We start from the raw sequence: 24,564 nt of genomic DNA, 5'->3' as shown, positions 1-24,564 counted from the left end.
CACGCAACCGGGGCCGGGAGGGCCGACGTGGAGCCGATCATCGCACTCGACGGTGTCGAGAAGGTCTTCGACGTCCGCCGCAAGGCCGGGGTGCTGCGCCGCGAGCGCCACCAGGTGCGGGCGGTGGACGGCATCTCCTTCACCGTGCCGCGCGGCGAGATCGTCGGCTACATCGGGCCGAACGGCGCGGGCAAGTCCACCACGATCAAGATGCTCACCGGCATCCTCAACCCCAGCGGCGGCCGGATCCGGGTCTGCGGCATCGACCCGACCCGGGAGCGGGCCCGGCTGGCCCGCAGAATCGGCGTCGTCTTCGGCCAGCGCACGACTCTCTGGTGGGACCTGCCGCTGCGCGACTCGTACCAGCTCGTCCGCCGCATGTACCGGATCGAGGAGGCCCGTTACGCCCGCAACCTCGACGAGTGCGTCGAACTGCTCGACCTCGGGCCGCTGTTGGACGTCCCGGTACGGCAACTCTCGCTCGGCCAGCGGATGCGCGGCGACATCGCGGCCGCGCTGCTGCACGACCCCGAGGTGCTGTACCTGGACGAGCCGACCATCGGTCTCGACGTGATCAGCAAGACCCGGGTCCGGGACTTCCTGCGCGACTACAACGCCGAGCGCGGCACCACCGTGCTGCTCACCACGCACGACCTCACGGACATCGAGACGCTGTGCCGCCGGGTCATGGTCATCGACCACGGCAGGCTGATGTACGACGGCGATCTGGCGGGTCTGCACGAGGTGGGCGAGAGCGAACGCACGCTGGTCGTCGACTTCGCGCACGAACTCCCGTCGGTGGAGGTCCCGGGCGCCAGGACCGTACGTGTCGAGGGCCCCCGGCAGTGGCTGGCCTTCCCCTCGGCCGCGAGCGCCGCGCCCCTGGTCGCCTCGGTCGCCGCCCGCTACCCGCTGGTCGACCTCTCGGTGCGCGAGCCCGCGATCGAGGACGTGATCGCGCGGATGTACGGCGCGAAGTAGCGGTCGCCGCCGCGGGATTGTCGCCCGGACGGGACCGTTGCCTCGACGGGCCCGGGGCCGTTGGGCAGGGTGCCCCTCCAACCCCGCACCTGTTCAGAGGAGTTCACGCGTGAGTTTCCTGAGTCAACCTCTATGCCGCCAGGGGCGTGTCGGTGGCCGTGTTGATCTTGTAGTTGGCTTGGTGGGTGGCGGGGTCGTAGCAGGTGCCGGTGCGCCAGCAGGCCCATATCACCCGGAGCCAGGATCGGGCGAGGATGCGGACGGCGTGGGGGTGTCGCTTCTTGCGGTTCCGGGCGTCGGTGTAGATCTTGGCGGCCCACTGGCTGCCATGCCGGCTGTTGTCGGCGAAGGTCGTGAGTGCGACGCGGGCTCTGCGGTTGGTCGCGAAGCGGAAGGCGACCGTGCGGGACTTGCCCGAGGCACGGGTGACGGGGACGACACCGGCCTCGGCGATGAGCTGCTCGCAGGTCTGGGCGCGTTCGAGGATCGGGCCGATCTCGCCGATGATCTGGCCGAGGTTGACTTTGCCGATGCGCGGCATGGTGGCGAACAGCGGCGCGTAGGGGTGGGTTTCGACCGCCTCGGCGATGGCCTTGTCCAGGGCACGGATGGTCATGCGTATGCCCTGCACGAGCTGGGCCTGGACGCGCACGAGCTGCCTGACGACGGCTTCGCTGAGGCGGGAGGCCGCCTTCGGGGCCGAACGCAGCCGTTCGATCAGCACCGTGCCGGGCTTGCGGCCGGAGTAGTGGTGGCGCTTGCACCAGGCTTCGAGTCGTCCGGCAGTGAGGTTGGCCGCTGCGGCCGGGGTGGGGTATCGCTCCAGGAACGCGATGGCAATGTCGCTGTCCAGCTCGGCGAAGACGGCCTTGCCGCCGGGCCAGTGCTCGTCCAGCAGCGCGGCGAGCTGGTTGACAGCGGCGACCTTGGCCTCGATGTGGTCGGCACGGGTCCGGGTGAGGGCCTGGAGGTCGAGGGTGGCCTGCTCGGTGGGTTCCAGGCGGGGCAGCAGGTGGCCGTCGGTGCGCAGGTAGTCGGCGAGTTTCATGCTGTCGCCCGCGTCGGTCTTGGCCTTGGAAGCACCCCAGCGCGCTCGCATGGCGTGGAAGGCGTTCGGGTGCACCGGCACGATCGGGTGGCCCGCGGCCAGCAGCCGGTCGACGGCCAGGCCGCGGGTGGTCTCGATCGCGACCGGCAGATTCTGCGGGGCGCCGTGCTGACGCAGCCGTGCCAGGGTCTTGGCGAAGCCCTCCTCGGTGTGGGCCAGTTCCCACCGGTCGATGCGTTTGCCGGACTCGTCCATGACCGTCACGTCATGGGTTTCGCTCGCCCAGTCCCATCCGATGAACACGTGCGTCGTACTCCTGTACTGCTGACGGAGCACCTGCCCGGTGGTGAGGTCGTCTGCCGGGAGCTCATTAATCGGCCCTCTGCGGGGCGTGTCCCTGAAGCCGATCAGACGGCCTCGGCCCGGCAGGGCTGGCAGAACTCACGCTGGCCGTCGAACGGCTCGCGACGATGGCCATGCACCCGCCGGGACCGAGAGGTCACAACCCTACCGAAGAGGGCTGCAGAAGGGATGGTCCTCTAATGAGCGACGACCTGACCGTCACCGAGGCGACCGCGGCGGACTGGGACACGATCGCGGCCTGGACCGCCAGGGAAGGCTGGAACCCCGGCCACGGGGACGCGTCCCGCTTCCTGCCCACCGACCCGGCCGGCTTCTTCGTCGGCCGGATCGACGGCCGGATCGTCTCGGCGGTCTCCGTCGTGGTGTACTCGCCCGCCTACGCCTTCCTCGGCCACTACCTGGTCGACGAGGCGTACCGCGGGCGCGGACTCGGCCTCGCGACCTGGAAGGCGGCCCTGCCGCACGCCGACGGCCGGGTCATCGGCCTCGACGCGGTCCCGGCCCAGCAGGCCGCCTACGCCCGCTCCGGATTCCGCCCGGCGTACGGCAACGTCCGCCACGTCGGCCGCCCGGCGGCGGTCGGTACGGCGGCACACGGGTCGTCCGCCGCCGTACCGGTGGCCCCGCACCACCACGAGGCCATCGCCGCCTACGACCTCGGCTGCTTCCCCGCCGACCGCGCCGACTTCGTCCGCCGCTGGCTCACCGCGGACGGTCACACCGCCCGCGTCCTGCTCGATCCCGAGGACCCGGCCCGGGTCCTCGGCTACGGCGTCATCCGCCCCGCCCACGAGAGCCACCGCGTCGGGCCCCTGTTCGCCGACACCCCCGAAGCGGCCGCCACCGTCTTCGACGCCCTCACCGCGACCCTCCCCGCGGACGCGGAGGTCGCCATCGACATCCCCGACCTCCACCCGGCCGCGTCCGCCCTGGCCACGTCGCGGGGCCTCGCCCCGACCTGGGAGTGCCTGCGGATGTACACGGGGGACGCGCCGGACCCGCGTACGGAAGCGGTCTACGGCACGACCACCCTCGAACTCGGCTGACGGCTCCGAGACTTCACGCGTCCCGCCGCCGCCCCCACCAGCACGACCGCCGCGCTTCCCCGCTCCTCACGGCGGACGCGCCAAGCCGCCGACGCGGCGGTTGTGGTTCCGTCCCCGGGCCTCGGCCCGACTCGCCACGCGGGCCGAGCCGCCGACGCGGCGGCTGTGGTCCGACACGTCCGCCGCATGTCGCCCCACGTCGGCGGCCGCGCGCTCGGGGCCGCGCGGCGGGCCGTGCCGGCGGCCCCCGTCGGCTGCCCGCCGACTCCGCGCACCCGGGCGGGGCACCCGGCGACGGTCCGGCCCGCAGACCGGCCCCGGGGCCGCACCTGCCGTTCGGCGGTGAGTGGGGTGGCCCGGGGGCCTCGGTGACCGCCGGGTCAGCGGGTCGGTCGTGCTCCCGGGCGGGCGGCTGCCGCCGAGGTCACCAACCGGCGGTGATGGTCCGGGCCGCCCCCGGCCCCGGAGGCCGCACCTGCCGTCGGGCGGCCCCGGGGCCGCGGTCCGCGGGCGTCGGGTCAGTGGGCGGGGTGGGGGTATTTCGGGGACCTGTGCTGGAAGGCGAGGATCTTCGGGTTCTGCACCTCGCCGCCGCGGATCTCGATCGCGCGGCGGATCGTGTCGTCGGCGTCCCAGCCGTCCGGCCCGCTCAGCACGGGACGCAGATACGGCAGCAGCGCCTCGCTGTTCTCCCAGGTCGCGGAGTTCCACAGATAGGACGGGCTGTGGTCCACGCCGTAGTAGTTGACGTGGTCGCCGACCGTGAACATCGGCTCGGTGAAGGTGGTGGGCCGGGCCCACTCGAAGCCCATGCCCTCGTCGCAGGACACGTCGACGACCAGCGTGCCGGGCGCCAGCTTGGCCAGGTCGTCCTTTATCAGGAACATCAGCGGCGCGTCGGTGTCCTGGAGGACACAGTTGACGATGATGTCGTGCCCGGCGAGGAACCCGGCCAGCGGCACGGGGCCGTCCTCGGTCAGCGCGTGGCTGCGGCGCGGGTCGAGCGTGTCGTCGGCCTCGTCGTGGTCGAAGTGCACGATCCGCGCGGAGTGGATGGGCGAGCTGACGGCCGTGACCCCACGGGCGGTGAGGATGTCGACGTCGTGCACCCCCAGCGCGCTGAGCGCGGTCACCGCGCCACGGGCGGTCGCGCCGAAGCCGATCACGACCGCGCGCTGCCGCCGCCCGTAGTCCCCGGTGACACCGGTCAGCTGCATGGCGTGCAGGACGGAGGAGTAGCCGGCCAGCTCGTTGTTCTTGTGGAAGACATGCAGATTGAACGAGCCACTGCGCGTCCAGTGGTTCATCGCCTCGAAGGCGATCAGGGTCAGCCTGCGGTCGATGGCGGTCTGGGTGACCTTCTCGTCCTGCACACAGTGCGGCCAGCCCCACAGGATCTGGCCGTCGCGGAGCTCGGCCAGGTCCTCGTGGAGCGGCTTGGCCAGCAGGATGACCTCGCACTCGGCGATGAGTTCCTCGCGGCTGCGGAAACCGGCGACGTAGGGCGCCAGCTGGGCGTCGGGGACGCCGAAGAACTCTCCGTAGCCGTTCTGGAGATACACGCTCTCGCGGAGATCCGCGTCGATGCGTTCGAAATGCGCGGGGTGGACGGGCAGACGGTGCTCGTTCTCCTTGCGCGTCTGCGACATGATTCCGAGCTTGAGCTGCTGCAAAATGCCCCTTTGGTTAATCCCTGTGTAACACACCCGCGGCTGGGGCCGTGCCGCTCGCGGGTACGGGGGAGGGGTTCCGCGCGCCTGGAAGCGGGGGCGCGGACCCGCGCGCCGCCGCCGGTTCAGCGCAGGGCCGCCAGGGCCGCCCGTACCCGGTCGACGGCGGCCTCGGAGGTCGACGCGTGCGCGGACAGCCGTACGGAGTCGTCCCGGACCGTCGGGGTCACCTCGTGGACGTGCAGGGCCTTCGCCACCTCGGCGACCGGCCGGTCCGGGACGCGGAAGGCGACGATGCCCGCCCGCTCGGCCGGGTCGACGGGCGAGAGGATCTCGCCGCCGCAGCCGCGTACCGCCTCGATGATCCCGTCCACCCGCGTGGCGATGTGCGCCTCGATCGCGCGTACGGTGACCCGCTCGACCAGGCCGAGCGCCGCCTCGAAGGCCGCCGCCGTGACCGGGCTGAGGTTGGTGAGGCTCCAGCGCTGTGCCCCGGCGGCGGGCGGGTGCGCGCGGTCGTCGAAGGCGGCCACGTCCTCGACGCCGGTCCAGCCGGTCAGGGTGGGCTCAAGACGCTCCAGGGCCCGGTCGGAGAGGGTGGCGAAACCGGTCCCCCAGCTCGCCCGCAGCCACTTCTGGCCGCCCGCGACCACCACGTCGGCCGCCTGCCAGGGCAGCTCGGCCACCCCGAAGCCCTGGATCGCGTCCACGATCAGCAGCCGGTCAGGTCCGATCGCCTCCCGCAGCGCGGCCAGGTCCGCCCGCTGTCCGGTACGGAAGTCCACCGCGCTGACCGAGACCGCCACCACGTCGCCGGTCAGCGCGGCCCGTACGGTGTCGGCGGTGATCCGGCCGCGCGGGTCGGGCGCCAGCCAGCGCGGGACGGCCCGGCCCAGCTCGGCGGAACGGCGCCACGGGTAGTGGTTGGCGGGGAAGTCGGTCCCCGGCACCAGAACCGTGCCCGCGCGCAGGCCGAAGGCGGCGTGGAACATCCCGGTGGAGGCGTTCGGCAGCAGCACCGTACGGTCCTCGTCCGTGCCCGCGAGCCGGGCCGCCGCCTGCCTCGCGCGCTGCTCGGCGCCCATCAGCTCGTCGACGGTGTCCCGGCCGGCCCGCGCGGACCTGCCCAGCGCGTCGGCGGTCGCGGCGAGCACATCGCGGGAGGGCGGGCCGTAGCGTGCGAAGTCGAGATAGCCCTCGGGCTCCTCGAAGTGCTCGGCGTAACCGGGCAGCCCTCCGGTGGTGTGCCGCGCTGTCATTCGGGTGCTCCTCGGGGGGACGGGACGGCGGTTCCCCGGCGCCACCGGGAGGCGCCGGGAACCCGTTGTACGTTCACAGACTGTCAGTGGCGGTGAGAATACGCGGGTGGAGCCGATGGACACGGGGACAGCGAACGGGCCAGGGCACGAGCCGGGGCCCAGGTCAGGGCCTGACACCGGCCCGACGGCGGCGTCAGGGCCGAGCCCGGCGGCGTCAGGGCCGGGCGCGGGGCCGGGGCCGCGACTTTCGACGTCGCCGCCCGTGGGAGCGCGGTCCGGGCCGGGTGAGGGACTGAGCCCCCGGTCCGCGCTCCCGCCCGGTGGGGGACAGGGCCCCGGGGCCGCTCCGGCGCCCGGGAAGGGGCCGGCCCCCGGATCCGCGCCCCTGCCCCCGCCCGGGTCCGTCGCGCCCGTGACCGTCCCCGACCCGGACGCCGGGCGGCGCCGAGGGGTGCGCCGGATGAAGCTGATCGCGACCGGCTTCCTGCTGGCCGCGACCGTGATCTACGCGCTGGCCAAATGGGCCGACTCACGCGGCGCGGGCTCGTGGGCGGGGTACGTGGCCGCCGCCGCGGAGGCGGGGATGGTCGGCGCGCTCGCCGACTGGTTCGCGGTGACCGCGCTCTTCCGCCGCCCGCTCGGCCTGCCCATCCCGCACACCGCGATCATCCCGACGAAGAAGGACGCGCTGGGCGCGAGCCTGGGCGAGTTCGTCGGCGAGAACTTCCTGTCGGCCGATGTCGTACGGGCTCGGCTGCGGTCGGTCGGCGTCGGCGGGCGGCTCGGCCACTGGCTCGCCGAGCCCGCGAACGCCGACCGGGTCACCGAACAGGCGTCGGCCGCGCTGCGCGGCATGCTCACCGTGCTGCGCGACTCCGACGTGCAGGCCGTGGTCGGCGAGGCGATCACCCGGCGGGCGGACGCCCAGGAGGTCGCGCCGGGCCTGGGCAAGCTGCTGGAACGGGTCGTCGCCGACGGCGGCCACCGCCGGATGGTCGACCTGATGTGCGTACGGGCCCACGACTGGCTGGTCGAGCACGGCGACTCGGTGATGGGCGCGGTGCAGGGCGGGGCGCCGGGCTGGACCCCGCGGTTCGTGGACCGCAAGGTCGGCGAGCGGGTCTACAAGGAACTGCTGCGGTTCGTCACCGAGATGCGCGATTCGCCGGAGCACCCGGCGCGTGGCGCGGTGGACCGCTTCCTGGGCGACTTCGCGGGGGAGTTGCAGTCCGACCCGGACACCCGGGCGCGGGTCGAGCGGCTGAAGAAGGATCTGCTGGCGCGCGGCGAGGTGCAGGAGCTGATCGCGTCGGCGTGGGGCTCGGTCCGCGGCATGATGGTCGCCGCGGCCGAGGACGAGCGCAGCGAACTGCGGCTGCGCGCCCGCGCCTCGCTGCTCTCGCTGGGCGGCCGGATGTCCGCCGACGCCCGGCTCCAGACGAAGGTCGACAGCTGGCTGGAGGACGCGGCGACGTATCTGGTGACGACCTACCGGGACGAGATCACCTCGCTGATCAGCGAGACCGTCGCGGGCTGGGACGCGGACCAGACCTCGCGGAAGATCGAGGCGCATGTGGGACGCGATCTGCAGTTCATCCGGATCAACGGCACGGTGGTGGGCGCGCTGGCCGGACTGCTGATCTTCGCGATCTCCCGGGTGGCGGGCGGCTGAGGCGCGCGGAAGCCGTGGGGCGGTTGAGGCGTGCGGTGGGGGCCGGTTGCTCGGATCTCTGCGGGGGTTTCGCCGTCCACGGGATGAACCGGGGCTTGCGTGAGCGGGGATCAAGATCGGAGGATCGGACCAGACATCGGATGACCTCGCCGACCTCGAACGTACGGAGTGCCACTGTGAAACTGCTGCGAGTCGGACCCGCCGGGGCGGAGCGCCCGGCCCTGCTGGACCACGAGGGCGTACTGCGGGACCTCAGCGGCCTCGTGCCCGACATCGACGGCACGCTGCTCGCCGACGGGGCCGCGCTGGAGCGGGTGGCCGCCGCCGGGGCCGACGGCTCGCTGCCCGCCCTCGACCCGGCGCTGCGGGTCGGCCCGCCGTTGGCCCGGATCGGCAAGATCGTCTGCATCGGCCTCAACTACCACGCGCACGCCGCCGAGACCGGGGCGCAGCCGCCCGCGGAGCCGGTCGTCTTCATGAAAGCCCCCGACACGGTGGTCGGCCCCGACGACACGGTGCTGGTGCCGCGCGGCAGCGAGAAGACCGACTGGGAGGTCGAACTGGCCGTCGTCATCGGCCGGGAGCTGCGGTACGCGGCCTCGCACGAGGAGGCGATGGCCGCCGTCGCGGGTTACGCGATCGCGCACGACGTCTCCGAGCGGGCCTTCCAGATCGAGCGCGGCGGCCAGTGGGACAAGGGCAAGAACTGCGAGACGTTCAACCCGCTGGGCCCCTGGCTGGTGACCGCCGACGAGATCGCCGACCCGCAGCGGCTGCCGCTGCGGCTGTGGGTCAACGGGGAGCTGAAGCAGGACGGTTCGACCGCCGACCAGATCTTCCCGGTGGCCGAGGTGGTCCGCTACCTCAGCCACTTCATGACGCTCTACCCGGGCGACGTGATCAACACGGGGACCCCGGCGGGGGTGGCGCTCGGGCAGCCGGACCCGAAGCCGTATCTGCGGGGCGGCGACGTGGTCGAGCTGAGCATCGAAGGTCTGGGCCGCCAGCGCCAGCAGTTCGCCCCGGCCTGACCGCGCGCCGTCGCGGGCCTGGCCCCCGTCCCGGGCACGGGTCGGGGGCCAGGCGCGGGCGGCGGCCGGCCGGGGTCAGGCCGACCAGGAGGTGCGGATCTCCTCGACGAAGCGGCTCATGGCCGTGACCACCAGGGCGTGGTCCTCGGCCTGGGGAAGGCCGGAGACGCCGACGACGCCCACCACGCCCACCCCGGTGACCCGCAGGGGGAACGCGCCGCCGTGCGCGGCGTAGCGGTCCGGGTCCAGCCGGGAGGACGCCTCGAAAGTCGTCCCCCGGGCCCGGAAACGCTCGCCGACCAGCAGCGAGCTGGCCCCGTAGCGCTCCACCACCCGGGCCTTGCGCTCCAGCCACGCGTCGTTGTCCGGGCTGGTGCCGTACAGCGCGTAGTGGAAGAGCTGATGGGTGCCGCGTCTGATGTCCACGGTCACGGCGGCGCCGCGCTCCTTGGCCAGCCCCACCAGCAGGCATCCCAGCCGCCAGGCGTCTTCGTGGGTGAAGCGGGGGAGGATCAACGCCTCCTCCTGCTCGGTCAGTTCGGCCAGCAGATCCTCGCTCACAGCTCCACCGTCCTTCCGGTGCGGGCGGATCGACGGGCGGCCTCGATGACTTCGAGCGCGGCCGCGGCCTCCAGGGCGGTGACCGGCGGCGGCGTACCGTCGCGCAGGGCGGTCTCGACCGCGGCGTAGAAGGCGGGGTAGTCGCCGGGCAGCGACGGCACCGGCCGTACGGCCTCGTCCGTGCCGGCCGTGCCCCACGCGGATTCCGGTTCCGCGCCCCACGCGGCGCCGCGCCCCGGCCGCCGCCCGGCCCGCAGATCGGCCTCCTGGGGGTCGAGCCCGTGGGTGACGAAGCCGCCGGTGCTGCCCAGTACCCGGAAGCGCGGCCCGAGCCGGGCGGTCGTGGCGCTCATCCACAGATGTGAGCGGACCCCGTTGACATGGGTGATCGCGAGGAAGTCGTCGTCGTCGGCCGCGGCGCCCGGCCGCCGTACATCGCTCTCGGCGTAGACCAGCCGGGCCGGGCCGAAGAGGGTCAGCGCCTGGTCGACGAGGTGGCTGCCGAGGTCGTAGAGCAGCCCGCCGATCTCCGCCGGGTCGCCGGACTCCCGCCAGCCGCCCTTGAGCTGCGGGCGCCAGCGCTCGAAACGGGACTCGAAGCGCCGCACCTCGCCCAGCTCACGGCGCTCCAGCAGCGCCCGCAGGGTCAGGAAGTCGCTGTCCCAGCGGCGGTTCTGGAAGACGGTGAGCAGCAGTCCGTGCTCCTCGGCGAGCGCGGCGAGCCGACGGGCCTCCGCCGCGGTCCCGGCGACCGGCTTGTCCACGACGACCGGCAGCCCGGCCGCCAGCGCGGCCGAGGCCAGCGGGACGTGGGTGCGGTTGGGGGAGGCCAGCACCACCAGGTCCAGTTCGTCCGCGCGCGCCCACAGCTCGTCCGCGGTGTCGGCGAACCGTATGCCCGGGTGCTCGGCGAGCGCCCGTTCCCGGCGCTCGGGGCTGCCGGTGACGACGGTGTCCAGGACCAGCCCTGGGGTGGCGGCGATCAGCGGCGCGTGGAAGAAGGAACCGGCCGGGCCGTAGCCGACCAGACCGACGCGCAGGGCGGTGGTGCCGGGAATGCTCATGCGTCCACTCTCGCAACATCTGCGACCGGTGTGCCACCCCGGCCGCGTCCGGCGACCGTCGGGCCCCGGCCGGGACGCGGGACGGCCGGGTCGGCCGCCGCGGACCCCGGCTACGCTGGGAAGCCGTACGCAGGAGCGGTACGAGACGCAGTGCCCAGGACAGGAGAGCTGATCCGTGTCGACACGCAGGCCCATCGAGTCGTGGCTCACCGACATGGACGGGGTGCTGATCCACGAAGGCACGCCCATCCCCGGCGCCGAGGACTTCCTCAAGCGGCTCAAGGACTCCGGCAAGCCCTTCCTGGTGCTGACCAACAACTCGATCTACACCCCGCGCGACCTGCACGCCCGGCTCTCCCGGATGGGCCTCGACGTGCCCGTCACCAATATCTGGACCTCGGCGCTGGCCACCGCGAAGTTCCTGGACGACCAGCGGCCCGGCGGCACCGCGTACGTCATCGGCGAGGCCGGGCTGACCACCGCGCTGCACGACGTGGGCTATGTGCTGACCGACCACGACCCGGACTACGTGGTGCTCGGCGAGACCCGTACGTACAGCTTCGAGGCGCTGACCAAGGCGATCCGGCTGATCAACGGCGGCGCGCGGTTCATCTGCACCAACCCCGACGAGACCGGGCCGTCGCCGGAGGGCGTGCTGCCCGCCGCGGGCTCGGTGGCCGCGCTGATCACCAAGGCGACCGGCAAGGCGCCGTACTTCGTCGGCAAGCCCAACCCGCTGATGATGCGGGCCGGGCTCAACGCGATCGGCGCGCACTCCGAGTCCAGCGCGATGATCGGCGACCGGATGGACACGGATGTGCTGGCCGGCCTGGAGTCGGGCATGGAGACGTTCCTGGTGCTCACCGGGCTGACCACGGTCAAGGACATCGACCGTTATCCGTTCCGGCCCTCGCGGGTCGTGGACTCGATCGCGGACCTGGTCGCGGAGATCTGAGAGCCGAGGCCGGAGCCCGGAGCCCCGGCCTTGGGCCTTGGCGTCACCTTCTGTGGAGGATCGCTCATCCTGATGGGTCAGTGAGGGGCCGCCCGGAGTGCGGGCGGGGGCCGACGGCGGAATCTTCGTAAGCACCGGGCGCGAGCCCCGCTCCCGGCTGAGCGGAGGTCCCCATGCCCGGCCTGAGAATGCCCGTCGTCGTCGCCGCGAGCGCCCTGGTCGTCCTGACCGTCGGCGGAGTGTCAGGAAACCCCGGCCAGGCACTCGCCGACGAGGGCGGAGGAGGGCCGGGCGGCGGCTCGTCGCTGAGCGGCGCGTCCGCGGGAGCGGGGGCCGGGACGGACTTCGCGGCCGGGTCGGGCGGGTCGGCCGGGTCGGTCGGGTCGGCCGGGGACTTCGGGGGAGCGTCGGGCTCCGACTTCGGGGGAGTGTCCGGCGCGGACTTCGGGGGAGGGACGGGCGCCGGGTCGGGCGCCTTTTCCGGTGCCGCCTCGGGGGCGGCGTCCGGATCCGTCGCCGGCTCGGCTTCCGGCTCCGGCTCGGGTGGCGGCTCCGGGTCCGGGTCCGGTGGTGTTTCCGGGTCGGTCTCCGGCTCCGTTTCCGGTTCGGTTTCCGGTTCGGTTTCCGGTTCCGTTTCGGGCAGCGCGAGCGGGTCCGGCGCCATGGACGTCTCGCCGCGGACCGTGGCCCCCGGCGGCGTGGTGAGCCTGCACCTGGCGACCTCCTGCACGGCCGGCGGCAAGGCCAAGGCGAGCGCCGCGGTCTTCGTGGACACCGTCACCCTCGCGCCCTCCGCCGACGACGGCGGCCTCAAGGGCAGCGCCTTCATCAGGTCCGACGCGGTCGAGGGCTCCTACGCGATCTCCGTGAAGTGCGACGGCGGGACCGGTTCCGCGTCCGCCTCCATCACCGTCAGCGGCGCCGCGTCGGCCTCACCGACCAAGCCGGGGCGGCCGGTCAACCCCGTCCCGGCGGGCGGTGGCGGTACCGCGCAGCTCGCGGCCGGGCCCGCGGCCGCCGGTACGAGCACCGGTCCGCTGCTGGCCACCGGCGGTTTCGCGGCGGCCGGTCTGGCCGGTCTTGTCGTCCGGCACCGCCGTCGCCGCGTCGCTGCCCGCGGCTGAGCTCCGTGTCCGACGGGGCCGGTGGTGAGGACGACGCCGAACCGGGCGCGGGGTCACCCGGACGGACCTGGGCGACCGCCGGGGTCGTACTGCTTCTGCTGGCCGCGTGGCTGTTCGGGCACGGGCACGGGGGCGCCCCCGTCGACACCGCGGGGCTCGGGCGCGCGCCGACCGCTGTCGCCGCGGACCACCCGGCGCGGGTGTACGCCGCTCGCCATCCGCTGCCCGCGTCGCCGCCCGTACGTATCGACGTCGGGTCGATCGGGCTGCACGCGAAGGTCGTGCCGCGCGGACTTGTCGACGGCGCGGTCGACCCGCCGCCGTACTCCACGCCCGAGGTCGCCGGCTGGTACCGGGACGGGCCGACGCCGGGGGAGAACGGCGCCGCGCTGATCGTCGGCCATGTGGACACGGAGACGCGCGCGGCGGTCTTCTACGCGCTCAGCACCGTGCGCAAGGGTGCGCTGGTGGCGGTGACGCGGGCGGACGGGACGGTCGCGGAGTTCTCCGTGGAGGCGGTCGAGGTGGTCGAGAAGGACCACTTCGACGCGGAGCGGGTGTACGGGACGGGCGATACGGATCGCCCTGAGTTGCGGTTGATCACGTGCGGGGGGACGTTCGACCGGGCGAAGCAGGCGTACTCCGCGAACGTCGTCGTCTACGCGGCGCTCACCGGCTCGCGCCGCCCCTGAACACCGGCCTGCGGCCGGCTTGATCCACGACTCGCGCGTCCCGCGGGGTTTCGCCGTTGCGGCGGGTTTGCGTACGGCGTCGCGGCGCCTGTGGGCCCGCCTGCGCCTGGCTGCGCCCGCCCGGCCCCTTCGCGGGGCTCGCGTTGCCTGTCGGCGGGTTGGGGGCGGGTTCGGCACCGCCGGTCCGGTTCGTCCCGCGTCCCGCCGCCGCGGCGGGCTTGGTGGGTGGGGCTGCGGCGTCTGCGCTCGACCTGTGGATGCTGGTCCGGCCGCCCGGCCGGAGACGGCGGCGGTCCACCGGCGGACCGGGCCGGGGCCACACCGTCCTCCGCGTCCCTCCGGGCCCGCCAACACGGGCGGGTTTCGGGTTGCCTGTTGGCGGGTTGGGGGCGGGTTCGGCACCGCCGGGCCGGTCCCTCCCGCGTCTCGCCGTTGCGGCGGTTTTGCGTACGGCGTCGCGGCGCCTGTGGGCCCGCCTGCGCCTGGCTGCGCCCGCCCGGCCCCTTCGCGGGGCTCGCGTTGCCTGTCGGCGGGTCGGGGCCGGTTGGGCACCGCCGGGTCGGTTCGTTTCGCGTCCCGCCGTTGCGGCGGGTCTGGGTGGGGCTGCGGCGTCTGCGCTCGACCTGTGGATGCTGGTCCGGCCGCCCGGCCGCCCGGCCGCCCGTATGGCCGCGCCCTCGCGGGGCTCGCGTTGCCCGTTGGTGGGCTGGGGTGGGGGCGTTTAGTGGCCCCGCCGGCGAGGCGTCAGTGGTTGTGGACGGGCCAGGCGCTGGCGCCGCTGACGCCTCCGCCGCCGCCCACGCCGCCGACGTTCCGGTCCGGGCCGGAGGCCCCCTCGGCGGGGTCCGCCGGCCGGGACTGGGGGTGCGGGACCGGCGCGAGCAGCAGGAGGACCACGTCGTCCGCGAGCACCCCGCCCGCGTGCCGCAGCAGATCCGCGTAGACCCGCTCGACCGCCGCGTCCAGATTCGGCCCGGACCCCGCGACCAGCGGCCCCACCCGATCGATCAGCGGATAGAACGTACTGTCCACCGGGCTGCGCGCCTCGATCACCCCGTCCGTGCACAGCACCAGCACCTCGCCCGGCAGCAGCCGTACCCGCCAGGGCCTGGGGCTGCCGGTCACCAGGTCGGACAGCCCGAGCGGCACCCACGGCTCGGCCGGCTCCAGCGTGTCCACCGTGCCGTCGAGCGTGACCCGCAGCGGCGCCACATGGCCGTAGTGCAGCAGCTCCACGCTGTCCGGCCGGTCGAACTGCGCGAACATCGCGGTGATGAACTCGCCCGTCGACACATGGCGGCTCACGCTCTTGTCCACCCGCGCGGCCACCCGGTCGAGACCGCCCTCGTCGTACGCGGCCTCGCGGAACGCGCCGAGCACCACCGCCGAGGTCTGCACGGCGGGCAGCCCCTTGCCGCGCACATCGCCGATCAGGGCCCTTACGCCGTGCGGGGTATCCAGCACGGCGTAGAGATCCCCGCCGATCTGCGCCGCGTCGGCGGCCGAGACATAGCGGACCGCGAGCATGATGCCGCCGACCCGCGGGGCCGGCGGGTGCATCAGGGCGTGCTGCGCCGCCTCGGCCACCGAGGAGATCGCGGTGTACGCCTTGGTGTCGGTCTCCCGTCTCCAGGCGACGTAGATGCTGAACGCGCTGACCGCCAGATAGGAGATCAGCTGCCCGAGCAGCACGTTGTTGTTGAGGATGTCGGTGACCCCGTCGTACGGGGACAGCGCCGCCTGGGTGGCCGCGCCGAGCAGACTCATGATGATCGTGCGCTGCCAGTTCACGGTCAGGGAGGCGAAGGCGGGCACCATGACGACGCCGGGCGCGAGGTAGTGTCCGGGGCCCGCGATCAGGTCCGCGGCGATCACCGCGGCGAGAGCGGCCAGCGGCAGCGAGATACCCAGGCGGGAGAGGTATTCGCTCTCCACCCGCTGAATGGTCCTGGTGAACCAAACACTCTTCACATAAGGAACTTATCCGTCCTTTCCTGTCGCGTCACCCGCTCACCGGGCTCATTCGGCCGGTACTTTCCGGCCAGAGTGTTGCGCAGGGTGAAGTTTGCGCGACAGGAGGGGGAGTTGGGGTGTCTGGGGCGGGCGTGACTTTTATGGTCGGCGTGTACCTGCCACTTGTTGCCATCGCGCTGGAGGACCCCTGTGCGCAAGCGAGTGATCGCGTCCACCGTCACCGCCCTCGGACTGCTGCTGGCGATCCCGGCGTCCGCGGCCGGCTCGGGACCGGGCGCGCCCGGTATCGGCGACCCGTACTACCCCACCTACGGGAACGGCGGCTACGACGTCTCCCACTACGACCTCGACCTGACCTACCAGCCGGCCACCGACACGCTGTCCGGCACCACCACCGTCACCGCGACCGCCACCCAGGGCCTGACCTCCTTCGACCTGGACTTCGCGCTGGACGTCAGCCGGGTGACCGTCGACGGCCGGCCCGCGCGCTTCGCCAGCAGCGGTGAGCAGGAGCTGGTCGTCACCCCCGACCGCCCGATCGCCGCGGGCCGGCGGATCACCGTCGCCGTCACCTATTCCGGTGTGCCCTCGACCGTCGAGCGCTACGGCTTCACGTCCTGGCAGCGCACCGCGGACGGCGCGGTCGCCGCCAACGAACCCGAGTCGGCCTGGTGGTGGTTCCCCAGCAACGACCACCCGGCGGACAAGGCGACCTACGACGTGCGGATCCGCGTCCCCAGCGGTGAGCAGGCGATCAGCAACGGCCTGCTGATCTCGCAGCGCACCAAGGACGGCTGGACCGGCTACCACTGGCGGGAGTCCGAGCCGCAGGCCACCTATCTGGCCACCCTCGCGGTCGGCCACTTCGACATCACCCACGGCACCACCCGTACGGGCGTACCGGTCGTCAACGCCTACAGCACGGACCTCGACGCCGCCACTGCGGCCAACGCGCGGGCCAGTGTGGGGCGCACCGGCGAGATCGTGGACTTCCTCAGCGGCTGGTTCGGCCCCTACCCCTTCGACGCGGCCGGCGGCTACGTCCCCGATGTGACCTCGCACTTCTCCCTCGAAGCGCAGACCCGGGTCTTCTACAGCCCGGCCTTCTTCGCCACCAAGGTCAACACCGATGTCGTCGCGCACGAGCTGGCCCACCAGTGGTGGGGCGACGACGTGTCGCTGGAGCGCTGGTCCGACATCTGGCTCAACGAGGGCTTCGCCTCCTACGCCGAACTGCTGTGGTCCGAGCACGAGCACCTGGGCACCCCGCAGCAGCTCGCCCGGCAGATCTACGACGCACACCCCGCCGACGACCCGTTCTGGACGGTGAAGCCCGGCGACCCCGGACCGGAGAACCAGTTCGACGACGCCGTCTACGACCGGGGCGCCGTCGCCATCCAGGCGCTGCGCGACACCATCGGCGACCACGCCTTCCGCACGCTGCTCAAGGCGTGGCCCGCTCAGCACCGGTACGGCAACGGCACCACCGCCGAGTTCCGGCAGCTGGCCGAGCGGCTGTCCGGGCGGGACCTGGGCACGTTCTTCCGCACCTGGCTCTACACCGCCGCCAAGCCCGCCTCCTTCCCGGGCGCGTAGGCGCCTGCCCCCGCCGGTGGCCTGGTCGAGGAGCACCCCGGCGATACGGCACGATGGACCGCGGGCGGGCCGCATCTCGGCCCGCCCGTGGGGAGCGACGGGGGTACGGACGTGGATGTGGCCGAGCTGCGGGCCGACTGCGGCAACTGCTTCGGGCTGTGCTGTGTGGCCCTGACCTTCACCAGGTCCGCGGACTTCGCCGCCGACAAGAAGGCCGGCGACCCCTGCGCGCACCTCGACGGCGACCACCGCTGCGGCATCCACGACGCCCTGCGCGACCGCGGCTACCCCGGCTGCACGGTCTACGACTGCTTCGGCGCCGGACAGAAGCTCTCCCGGGTGACCTTCGGTGGCCGGGACTGGCGGACGGCCGACGACGGCGGGCGGTCGATGTTCGCCGCGCTGCCCGTGCTGCGGCAGCTGCACGAACTGCTCTGGTACCTCACCGAGGCCCGCGCCCTGCCGGCCGCCGCCGGGCTGCGGCCGGAGATCGCACGCGCGACCGAGCGGGTCGAGACGCTGACCGGCCTGGACGCCACCGGCCTCCAGGCCCTGGACGTCGCCGCCGAGCGGGCCGCCGTCAACGGGCTGCTGCTGCGGATCGGCGCGCTCGTACGGGCCCAGGCACCCGGAAAGCCGAGGAGCCGCCGGGGCGCCGATCTGATCGGGGCCCGGCTCAAGGGCGCCGATCTGCGGGGGAGCGATCTGCGCGGCGCTTGTCTGATCGGCGCGGACCTCCGGGACGCCGATCTGCGGTTCGCCGACCTGATCGGCGCGGACCTGCGCGACACCGATCTGCGGGGCGCGGATCTGACCGGCAGCGTCTTCCTCACCCAGGCCCAGGTGAACGCGGCCCGCGGCGACGCCCGTACGAAGATCCCACCGGTCCTGCGGCGCCCGGCCCACTGGGGCTGAGCGCCCGGGGCTTCCACCGAACCGAACCGAACCGAGCCGAGTCCGGCCGCCGGGCGGGTGAAAAGCCCGGGCCCCGGACACGCCGAAGGCCCCCCGCTCGCGCGAGGGGCCTTCGTTTCAGGTGCGCCGCCAGGGACTCGAACCCCGGACCCGCTGATTAAGAGTCAGCTGCTCTAACCAACTGAGCTAGCGGCGCCTGCTGACATGGAAAATCGTACCCCATGCTCAGGGGTGCCCCAAACGCGCGCGCGTTCGGACGGTCCGCTCAGAGGGACATGGTCAGCAGCACCGGCGCGGCCCGCTCGTGCAGGGTGTCCACGGCCGGGCGCAGCCGGTGCGCCTGGGCGTACGGCATGGACAGCGCGAGGCAGGCGACGGTCTTGCCGATGGTGACCGGGATCGCCGCGCAGACCGTGCCGACCGCGTACTCCTGGAGATCCAGCGTGGGCACGCTGGCCGGCTGCCGCTCCAGCTTGGTGAGCAGCACCCGGTCGTCGACCTCGGTACGGGAGGTCAGCCGGGCCGGGCGGTGGCGCGAGAGGTGTTCGAGGCGGCCGTTGTGGTCGAGCTGGGAGAGCAGGCACTTGCCGACCGCGCTGGCGTGGGCGGCCGAGCGGAAGTCCACCCACTCGTTGACCTTGGGGGTGCCGGGGCCGTCGGCGAAGTCGATGATCCGCACCTCGCCGTCGTCGTACCGGCTGAAGTAGACCGCGGCGCCGACCTCGTCGCGCAGCTCGACCAGGATCGTCTTGAGCTTCTCGGCGAGCGCGAGATCGCGGTTGGCGGTGCCGAGCACCACCATCGACTCGCCGATCACATATCCGCCGCCGGGCAGGAAACCGAGATAGCGCTCACGCCGCAGCATGGACAGCAGCTGGGTGAGATAGCTCAGCGGCACGTCTATTTCCCGGGCGAGCTGCTCGGCGGTGACGCCGTGCCGGTGTGTGTCGACGGTTTCGAGCACGCGCAGGGCGTACTGGACCGCGTACACCGGTCCGAGCTGTCGGTGTTCCAGCGCCACGGTGGCCCCCTGGAGGTAAGACCGTCTGCGTGCCCGGTTCCGCTGCTGGTCGGGGATCAGGGGCAAGGGCCTGACCCGGCAGCCGGACCGGACTCCACGATAGCCCCAATGGCCTTTTCCGGAGGGGCGGTTGGCCAGGTATTCCGGGCCCCGCAGGCGTATACGCAGGAAGGGGCCACTGTGGCATATGCCCTGGGCATTGGCCTTTTTGCCGCTGGCCGGTTTTGCGCTCCCCGCGGGCGGAATGTCCGCCGGGAATAACCGGACGTGGGCTCCGGTTGCCGCCGTCGCGGGCCAGGCGCCCGTGCTCGGGCCAGCGAAACGATCAAGGAGGCGCCCGCCGTGGGAGACGTACGACAAGGCAGCGGCGGCAGCGCGGGGCACGGTATCCACGGCACGGTCCGCGGCACCGCCCCGGTACCGCTGTCCGTACTCGACCTCGCCACCGTCGGCAGCGGTCTGACCGCCACCGACGCGCTGCGCACCAGCGTGGAGATCGCCAAGGTCGCCGAGACCCGCGGCTTCCACCGGATGTGGGTGGCCGAGCACCACTCGATGCCCGGCGTCGCCAGCTCCTCGCCCGCGGTGATCCTCGCCCACCTCGCCGCGTACACCTCCACCCTGCGGCTCGGCTCCGGCGGGGTGATGCTGCCCAACCACGCGCCGCTGGTGATCGCCGAGCAGTTCGGCACCCTGGAGGCGCTGGCCCCCGGACGGATCGACCTCGGCCTCGGGCGCGCGCCCGGCACCGACGGCGCGACCGCCGCGGCGCTGCGCCGGACCGACACCCTGCGCGAAGGGGCCGACGACTTCCCGCAGCAGCTCGCCGAGCTGACCCGGTTCCTGGACGACGACTTCCCCGGCGGCCACCCGTACGCCCGTATCCACGCCATCCCCGGCCCGATCCAGGGGACTTCGCCCGGCGGGGTGCAGTCCACCGCCCGGCCGAGCATCTGGCTGCTGGGCTCCTCCGGGTTCAGCGCCCGGCTGGCCGGGACGCTCGGCCTGCCCTTCTCCTTCGCGCACCACTTCTCGGCCGCCAACACCGTGCCCGCGCTGGCCCTTTACCGCGAGTCGTTCCGCCCCTCGGAGATCCTGGAGCGCCCCTACGCCTCCATCGGGGTGTCCGCGCTGGCCGCCGAGGACCCCGAGCAGGCCCGCCGTCAGGTGCTCAGCGGCGCGCTGAGCATGCTCAGGCTGCGCACCGGCCGGCCCGGTCTCGTACCGACCCCCGAGGAGGCCGCGGCCTATGAATTCAGCCCGGTGGAGCGGGAGTTCGTCGACTCCTGGCTGGTGAACATCATCCACGGCGACCCGCGGACCGTGACGGCCGGACTGGACGCGCTGGTCGGCCGCACCGGGGCCGACGAGTTGGTGATCACCGCCAACGCGCACACCCCCGCGGCCCGGCTGCGCTCGTACGAACTGATCGCGGACGCCTACGGCTTCCCGAAGGACATCACCACGGCCGCCGACGGCGGTTGAACGCCGAATTTTTACGCCGGGCGGTTCGCAACGGGACCGCCCGGCGGCTCAGCCTTAACCCAGGATTAAAGCCGCTCGTCACCCCGCTGACGAGCGGCTTTGTCGTCGGCGCGGAACGGGAGCGGCCGCCGCGTGATGGCCGAATTGGTCTAGTCCTAAGTCTGGTTCAGACCATTGACGTGCTCTTGACCAGAGGTGACGATGCTCACGCCCCCTGTTGTTCCTCCCACTCCCCCCGGAGGTTCTGTTGCAGTCCAGAAAAAGAGCGTTCGTGGCCGCCGCCACCAGCGCCGCCGTCGGCCTCGGCGTGTTCACCGCGCTGGTCGGCGGAGTCGGCACCGCCCAGGCGGACAGCAAGCCCGCCGCTGCCGCTGCCGCCGCCGCGACCAGTGGCGGGGTGAAGATCGCCTACTACGACCAGTGGAGCATCTACGGCAACGCCTTCTACCCCAAGAACCTCGACACGGAGGGCATCGCGGGCAAGCTCGACATTCTCAACTACTCGTTCGAGAACATCGACCCGACGAACCTGACGTGTTTCGAGGCGACCAAGGCGTCCGACTCCACCAACGAGTCCAACCCCAACGCCGGTGACGGCGCTGGTGACTCCTTCGCGGACTACCAGAAGTCCTTCGGCGCGGACATCAGCGTGGACGGTGTCGGCGACACCTGGAACCAGCCGATCGTCGGCAACTTCAACCAGCTCAAGAAGCTCAAGGCGAAGTACCCCAAGCTGAAGATCGTCGCGTCGATCGGCGGCTGGACGTACTCCAAGTACTTCTCCGACGCCGCCAAGACCGACGCCAGCCGCAAGAAGCTGGTCAGCTCCTGCATCGACATGTTCATCAAGGGCAACCTGCCGGTCCAGGGCGGTTACGGCGGCACGGGCACCGGCGCCGGCATCTTCGACGGCTTCGACCTCGACTGGGAGTACCCCGGCTCGCCCAACGGGCACACCGGCAACCACTACAGCGCGGACGACAAGGTCAACTTCACCAAGCTGGCCGCCGAGTTCCGCACCGAGCTGGACGCGTACGGCGCCGCCAACGGCGGCAAGAAGATGCTGCTGACCGCGGCGCTGCCGGCCGGTCAGGACAAGATCGCGCAGGTCGAGACCGACAAGCTCGGCCAGTACCTCGACTACGCGAACATCATGACGTACGACATGCACGGTGCCTGGGACGCCACCGGTCCGACGAACAACCAGGACCCGACGTACCAGTCGGCGGCGGACCCGTCGAACCCGATCGCGCCCGGAACCGAGAAGTACAGCACGGACAACGCCATCAAGGCGTGGACCAAGGGCGATCCCGCCTACGGCATCCCCGGCGGCTTCCCGGCCAACAAGATCACCATGGGCTACCCGATGTACTACCGCGGGTGGACGGGTGTGTCGGCGGGCAGCAACCACGGTCTGTACCAGCCGGCCACCGGCCCGGCCCAGGCGCGCGGCATCAGCCAGGTCGCGGGCACCGCGTACTACAAGGAACTGACCGGCATCGTCGACAACGCGTCGACCACGTTCTACGACGCGGCCAGCCAGTCCAACTACTTCTACAACGGCAATGAGTTCTGGACCGGCCTGGGCAGCCAGGGCATCCAGGCCAAGGCCGACTACGCGCACTGCAACGGGCTCGCGGGTTCGATGATGTACTCGCTGCTCGACCTGGACCCGGCCGCGACGCTCTTCAACAAGATCGTCAACGCGACGAACGGTTCGGCCACCGGCTGCTCGACGCCGACCAACCCGCCGACCACGCCGCCCACGACTCCGCCGACCACGCCTCCCACGACGAAGCCGCCGACGACGCCTCCCACGACGCCGCCGACCACCCCGCCCACCACGCCTCCGGGCGGCGCCTGCACCCTGCCGTCCTGGTCCGCCTCCGCGATCTACGTCGGCGGCAACCAGGTGTCCTGGAAGGGCCACAAGTGGAACGCGAAGTGGTGGACGACCAACGAGGAGCCCGGTACGACCGGTGAATGGGGAGTCTGGCAGGACCTCGGCGCCTGCTAGCTCTTCGCCTCGATCGCCGGCGGGGCTGGATTCTCAGCCCCGCCGGCGATCGAGGCGTACACGAAGACCCGCCGGCGATCGAGGCGCCTCAGGCGGGGCGGGCGGTGAGCCGCGCGGTGATGGCGGCCGCCCCCACGGGACGTGAGTAGTGCCACCCCTGCCCGGTGTCGCAGCCGATCCGCCGCAGCCGCTCCGCCTGCTCCGCGTTCTCCACGCACTCCGCGGTCACCGTCAGACCCAGCCGGTGCGCGAGGTCCACCAGCGCCTCGACGATCGTCTCGTCGGCCGGATTGGGGTGCTCCGCCGAACGGAAGCCCTGGACGAAGGACCCGTCCAACTTGAGCGCGGACACCGGCAGCCGGCTCATGTACGCGAGGTTGGAGTACCCGGTCCCGAAGTCGTCGATGGCGATCCGCACGCCCATCTCGTGCAGTTCCTGGAGCGCCTGGAGCGGCCGTCCCGCCGAGCCCATGATCGAGGACTCGGTCAGCTCCAGTTGCAGCAGCCGGGCCGGCAGTTCCGTCTCGCGCAGGATCGTCGCCACGTCGGCGACCAGGTCGGAGTCCCACATCTGCCGTACGGCGACATTCACACTGACCACCAGCGGATCGCCGGGGTTCTGCCGCTGCCAGGCGCGGGCCTGCCGGCAGGACTCGCCCAGCACCCAGCGGCCCAGCTGGACGATCGAGCCGTCCTCCTCCGCGAGCCCGATGAAACGGTTGGGCGCCAGCCGCCCGAAGTGCGGGTGCTCCCAGCGGACCAGGGCCTCCACCCCGCGCAGCTCACCGGTGTCCAGCGCCACCAGCGGCTGGTAGTCGAGCACGAACTCGCCGCGCTCGACGGCCTGCCGCAGCGTACGGGACAGCGCCTGACGGGTCATCCGGTGCTCGTTGCGCTCGGGGTCGAAGAGCGTCCAGCGGGCCTTGCCGTCGGCCTTCGCCCAGTACAGCGTGGTGTCGGCGGCCTGCATCAGCCCCGTCGCCGAGGTGCCCGCGGCCTCCCGCTCGACGACGCCGATGCTCGCCGAGACCGCGAGCCGGTGCCCGGCGACGTCGAACGGCGGCTGGAGCGCGTCCAGTACGGCCCCGGCCAGCGCGGTCGCCTGCCCGGTGCCGGTGGAGTCCCGCAGCAGCAGCGCGAACTCGTCGCCGCCGAGCCGGGCGACGAGATGGCCGCCCGGCTCCGCGCAGACCTGGAGCCGCCGGGCCACCGCGGTCAGCAGCCCGTCGCCGACCCGGTGGCCGAGGGTGTCGTTGACCGCCTTGAAACCGTCGAGGTCCAGATAGCACAGCCCGATCCGGCCGCTGCCCTGCCCGGGGGCGCTGTCGCACGCCTCGTTGAGCCGTTCGAAGAACAGCGCCCGGTTGGGCAGCCGGGTCACCGGGTCGTGCATCCGCAGATGCCGCAACTGCTCGCGCAGCCCGTCGCGTTCCCCCACGTCCTCGACCGTCAGCAGCAGTGAGCGGGTGTCGGTGCGGGAGACGGTGATCTCGGCCCGCAGCCCCTCGCCGTCCGGGCGGGTCAGCTGGCGGACGCAGCGCAGCCGGGGGCTGCGGCCGGCCAGGACGTCGTGGAAGGCGGCGCGGGCCGGCGGGTCGGCGGACAGCCCGAGCAGTTCGGCGGCAGCACTCGCCATCATCCGTTCGGGTGAAGTGCCGAGCAGCGTGCCCAGCGCGCCGTTCGCGGCGAGCACGGAACCGTCCGGACCGAGCAGGGCCATCGCGGCACGGGCGATCGCGAAGGCCGCGCGGTAGTCGCGCAGCTCGGGGTCGCGTGGTCCGGGGGGTGACGTATGACTCTGCGTGATGACTTGTGCCGTGCTGTCGGGCTCGACGCCGGGGCCGCCCGAGGGTCCGCCCATGGCCTGCTCCCTGTTAGCGCTCGTGTCGGTGGCGATCATATGGGCTGGCGGAGTTGGTGATCCAGCGCCGTCGTGGTGATTCTCGGCACGCGTGCTGACGAAATGAGCGTTTCCGAGCGTTTGAGTCGACCAAGTGATCGCCATCCGTACGACATCACACAGCGTCACGACTTTGGTGTGCGGCGGTGTACGGGAACGGCCGTCCGCCGCCGACACCCGCACGGCGCAT

19 protein-coding genes and 1 tRNA gene are annotated in these 24,564 nt (G+C 72.5%); 11 read left to right on the top strand and 9 right to left on the bottom strand.

Annotated elements, in window-relative coordinates; all coding sequences use genetic code 11:
- The first annotated feature begins 27 nt into the window (after positions 1–27).
- Positions 28–981 carry an ABC transporter ATP-binding protein gene (locus OHA30_RS11325; RefSeq protein ID WP_328913695.1) on the top strand — a complete coding sequence of 318 codons (954 nt, stop codon included), beginning with the start codon at positions 28–30 and terminating at the stop codon, positions 979–981.
- Between the two features lie 130 nt (positions 982–1,111).
- Here the strand turns inward: OHA30_RS11325 and OHA30_RS11320 are convergent, their stop codons facing one another.
- The gene (locus OHA30_RS11320; protein ID WP_328911799.1) at positions 1,112–2,332 is read right to left on the bottom strand and encodes an IS110 family transposase; all 1,221 of its coding nucleotides are present in this window, start codon (positions 2,330–2,332) and stop codon (positions 1,112–1,114) included.
- A gap of 239 nt (positions 2,333–2,571) precedes the next feature.
- Between OHA30_RS11320 and OHA30_RS11315 the strand changes: the two genes are divergently transcribed.
- Complete coding sequence (locus OHA30_RS11315) at positions 2,572–3,438, top strand: GNAT family N-acetyltransferase (protein ID WP_328913694.1); 867 nt, start codon at positions 2,572–2,574, stop codon at positions 3,436–3,438.
- Between the two features lie 518 nt (positions 3,439–3,956).
- On the opposite strand, the gene OHA30_RS11310 is transcribed toward OHA30_RS11315, so the two are convergent.
- Positions 3,957–5,111 (bottom strand): N(5)-(carboxyethyl)ornithine synthase, encoded by a 1,155-nt coding sequence (locus OHA30_RS11310; RefSeq protein WP_328913693.1) that lies wholly within the window; start codon positions 5,109–5,111, stop codon positions 3,957–3,959.
- A 122-nt stretch (positions 5,112–5,233) separates the two neighbouring features.
- A complete protein-coding gene (locus tag OHA30_RS11305) occupies positions 5,234–6,367 on the bottom strand; it encodes an aminotransferase class V-fold PLP-dependent enzyme (protein WP_328913692.1) in 1,134 nt (377 codons plus the stop codon).
- A gap of 115 nt (positions 6,368–6,482) precedes the next feature.
- Between OHA30_RS11305 and OHA30_RS11300 the strand changes: the two genes are divergently transcribed.
- Both OHA30_RS11300 and OHA30_RS11295 read left to right on the top strand, forming a co-directional pair.
- Entirely contained in the window at positions 6,483–8,039 is a 1,557-nt protein-coding gene (locus OHA30_RS11300) for a DUF445 domain-containing protein (RefSeq protein WP_328913691.1), read from the top strand.
- A gap of 176 nt (positions 8,040–8,215) precedes the next feature.
- Positions 8,216–9,070 (top strand): fumarylacetoacetate hydrolase family protein, encoded by an 855-nt coding sequence (locus OHA30_RS11295; RefSeq protein WP_328913690.1) that lies wholly within the window; start codon positions 8,216–8,218, stop codon positions 9,068–9,070.
- 75 nt (positions 9,071–9,145) lie between these two features.
- On the opposite strand, the gene OHA30_RS11290 is transcribed toward OHA30_RS11295, so the two are convergent.
- Entirely contained in the window at positions 9,146–9,631 is a 486-nt protein-coding gene (locus OHA30_RS11290; protein ID WP_328913689.1) for a heme-degrading domain-containing protein, read from the bottom strand.
- Positions 9,628–10,695 (bottom strand): Gfo/Idh/MocA family oxidoreductase, encoded by a 1,068-nt coding sequence (locus OHA30_RS11285; protein WP_328913688.1) that lies wholly within the window; start codon positions 10,693–10,695, stop codon positions 9,628–9,630. The genes OHA30_RS11290 and OHA30_RS11285 overlap by 4 nt, the downstream gene beginning before the upstream one ends.
- Positions 10,696–10,870: 175 nt before the next feature.
- Between OHA30_RS11285 and OHA30_RS11280 the strand changes: the two genes are divergently transcribed.
- From OHA30_RS11280 to OHA30_RS11270, 3 genes are all read left to right on the top strand, one after another.
- On the top strand, positions 10,871–11,650 hold the full coding sequence (locus OHA30_RS11280; protein ID WP_328913687.1) for an HAD-IIA family hydrolase: 780 nt from the start codon (positions 10,871–10,873) through the stop codon (positions 11,648–11,650).
- A gap of 173 nt (positions 11,651–11,823) precedes the next feature.
- Positions 11,824–12,774 (top strand): hypothetical protein, encoded by a 951-nt coding sequence (locus OHA30_RS11275; protein ID WP_328913686.1) that lies wholly within the window; start codon positions 11,824–11,826, stop codon positions 12,772–12,774.
- A gap of 5 nt (positions 12,775–12,779) precedes the next feature.
- Positions 12,780–13,466 (top strand): class F sortase, encoded by a 687-nt coding sequence (locus OHA30_RS11270; protein WP_328913685.1) that lies wholly within the window; start codon positions 12,780–12,782, stop codon positions 13,464–13,466.
- A 744-nt stretch (positions 13,467–14,210) separates the two neighbouring features.
- Here OHA30_RS11270 and OHA30_RS11265 read toward each other — a convergent pair.
- Entirely contained in the window at positions 14,211–15,437 is a 1,227-nt protein-coding gene (locus OHA30_RS11265; protein ID WP_328913684.1) for a PP2C family protein-serine/threonine phosphatase, read from the bottom strand.
- Between the two features lie 192 nt (positions 15,438–15,629).
- Between OHA30_RS11265 and OHA30_RS11260 the strand changes: the two genes are divergently transcribed.
- Positions 15,630–17,036 carry a M1 family metallopeptidase gene (locus tag OHA30_RS11260; protein WP_328913683.1) on the top strand — a complete coding sequence of 469 codons (1,407 nt, stop codon included), beginning with the start codon at positions 15,630–15,632 and terminating at the stop codon, positions 17,034–17,036.
- A gap of 117 nt (positions 17,037–17,153) precedes the next feature.
- Positions 17,154–17,951 carry a pentapeptide repeat-containing protein gene (locus OHA30_RS11255; protein WP_328913682.1) on the top strand — a complete coding sequence of 266 codons (798 nt, stop codon included), beginning with the start codon at positions 17,154–17,156 and terminating at the stop codon, positions 17,949–17,951.
- 122 nt (positions 17,952–18,073) lie between these two features.
- On the opposite strand, the gene OHA30_RS11250 is transcribed toward OHA30_RS11255, so the two are convergent.
- Both OHA30_RS11250 and OHA30_RS11245 read right to left on the bottom strand, forming a co-directional pair.
- Positions 18,074–18,147: transfer RNA gene (locus OHA30_RS11250), tRNA-Lys, on the bottom strand.
- Positions 18,148–18,216: 69 nt separating this feature from the next.
- On the bottom strand, positions 18,217–18,972 hold the full coding sequence (locus OHA30_RS11245) for an IclR family transcriptional regulator (protein ID WP_328913681.1): 756 nt from the start codon (positions 18,970–18,972) through the stop codon (positions 18,217–18,219).
- 342 nt (positions 18,973–19,314) lie between these two features.
- Here OHA30_RS11245 and OHA30_RS11240 point away from each other — a divergent pair, with 342 nt between their 5' ends.
- Positions 19,315–20,457, top strand: a complete 1,143-nt coding sequence (locus OHA30_RS11240) for an LLM class flavin-dependent oxidoreductase (protein WP_328913680.1) — start codon at positions 19,315–19,317, stop codon at positions 20,455–20,457.
- A gap of 271 nt (positions 20,458–20,728) precedes the next feature.
- Complete coding sequence (locus tag OHA30_RS11235) at positions 20,729–22,474, top strand: glycosyl hydrolase family 18 protein (protein WP_328913679.1); 1,746 nt, start codon at positions 20,729–20,731, stop codon at positions 22,472–22,474.
- Between the two features lie 88 nt (positions 22,475–22,562).
- Here the strand turns inward: OHA30_RS11235 and OHA30_RS11230 are convergent, their stop codons facing one another.
- A complete protein-coding gene (locus OHA30_RS11230) occupies positions 22,563–24,335 on the bottom strand; it encodes a putative bifunctional diguanylate cyclase/phosphodiesterase (protein ID WP_328913678.1) in 1,773 nt (590 codons plus the stop codon).
- Between the last annotated feature and the right edge of the window lie 229 nt (positions 24,336–24,564).

Source organism: Streptomyces sp. NBC_00223, assembly GCF_036199905.1.
In the GTDB taxonomy this organism is placed as follows: Bacteria; Actinomycetota; Actinomycetes; order Streptomycetales; family Streptomycetaceae; genus Actinacidiphila.
The sequence above is the reverse complement of the archived record's forward strand: the minus strand, read 5'-3'. Positions and strand labels throughout refer to the sequence as shown.

Bases quoted from the DNA above. Each gene is read 5' to 3' on its own strand.
- OHA30_RS11315 (WP_328913694.1), top strand. From the start codon at position 2,572: ATGAGCGACGACCTGACCGTCACCGAGGCGACCGCGGCGGACTGGGAC.
- OHA30_RS11305 (WP_328913692.1), bottom strand. From the start codon at position 6,367: ATGACAGCGCGGCACACCACCGGAGGGCTGCCCGGTTACGCCGAGCAC.
- OHA30_RS11300 (WP_328913691.1), top strand. From the start codon at position 6,483: ATGGACACGGGGACAGCGAACGGGCCAGGGCACGAGCCGGGGCCCAGG.
- OHA30_RS11285 (WP_328913688.1), bottom strand. From the start codon at position 10,695: ATGAGCATTCCCGGCACCACCGCCCTGCGCGTCGGTCTGGTCGGCTAC.
- OHA30_RS11275 (WP_328913686.1), top strand. From the start codon at position 11,824: ATGCCCGGCCTGAGAATGCCCGTCGTCGTCGCCGCGAGCGCCCTGGTC.
- OHA30_RS11230 (WP_328913678.1), bottom strand. From the start codon at position 24,335: ATGGGCGGACCCTCGGGCGGCCCCGGCGTCGAGCCCGACAGCACGGCA.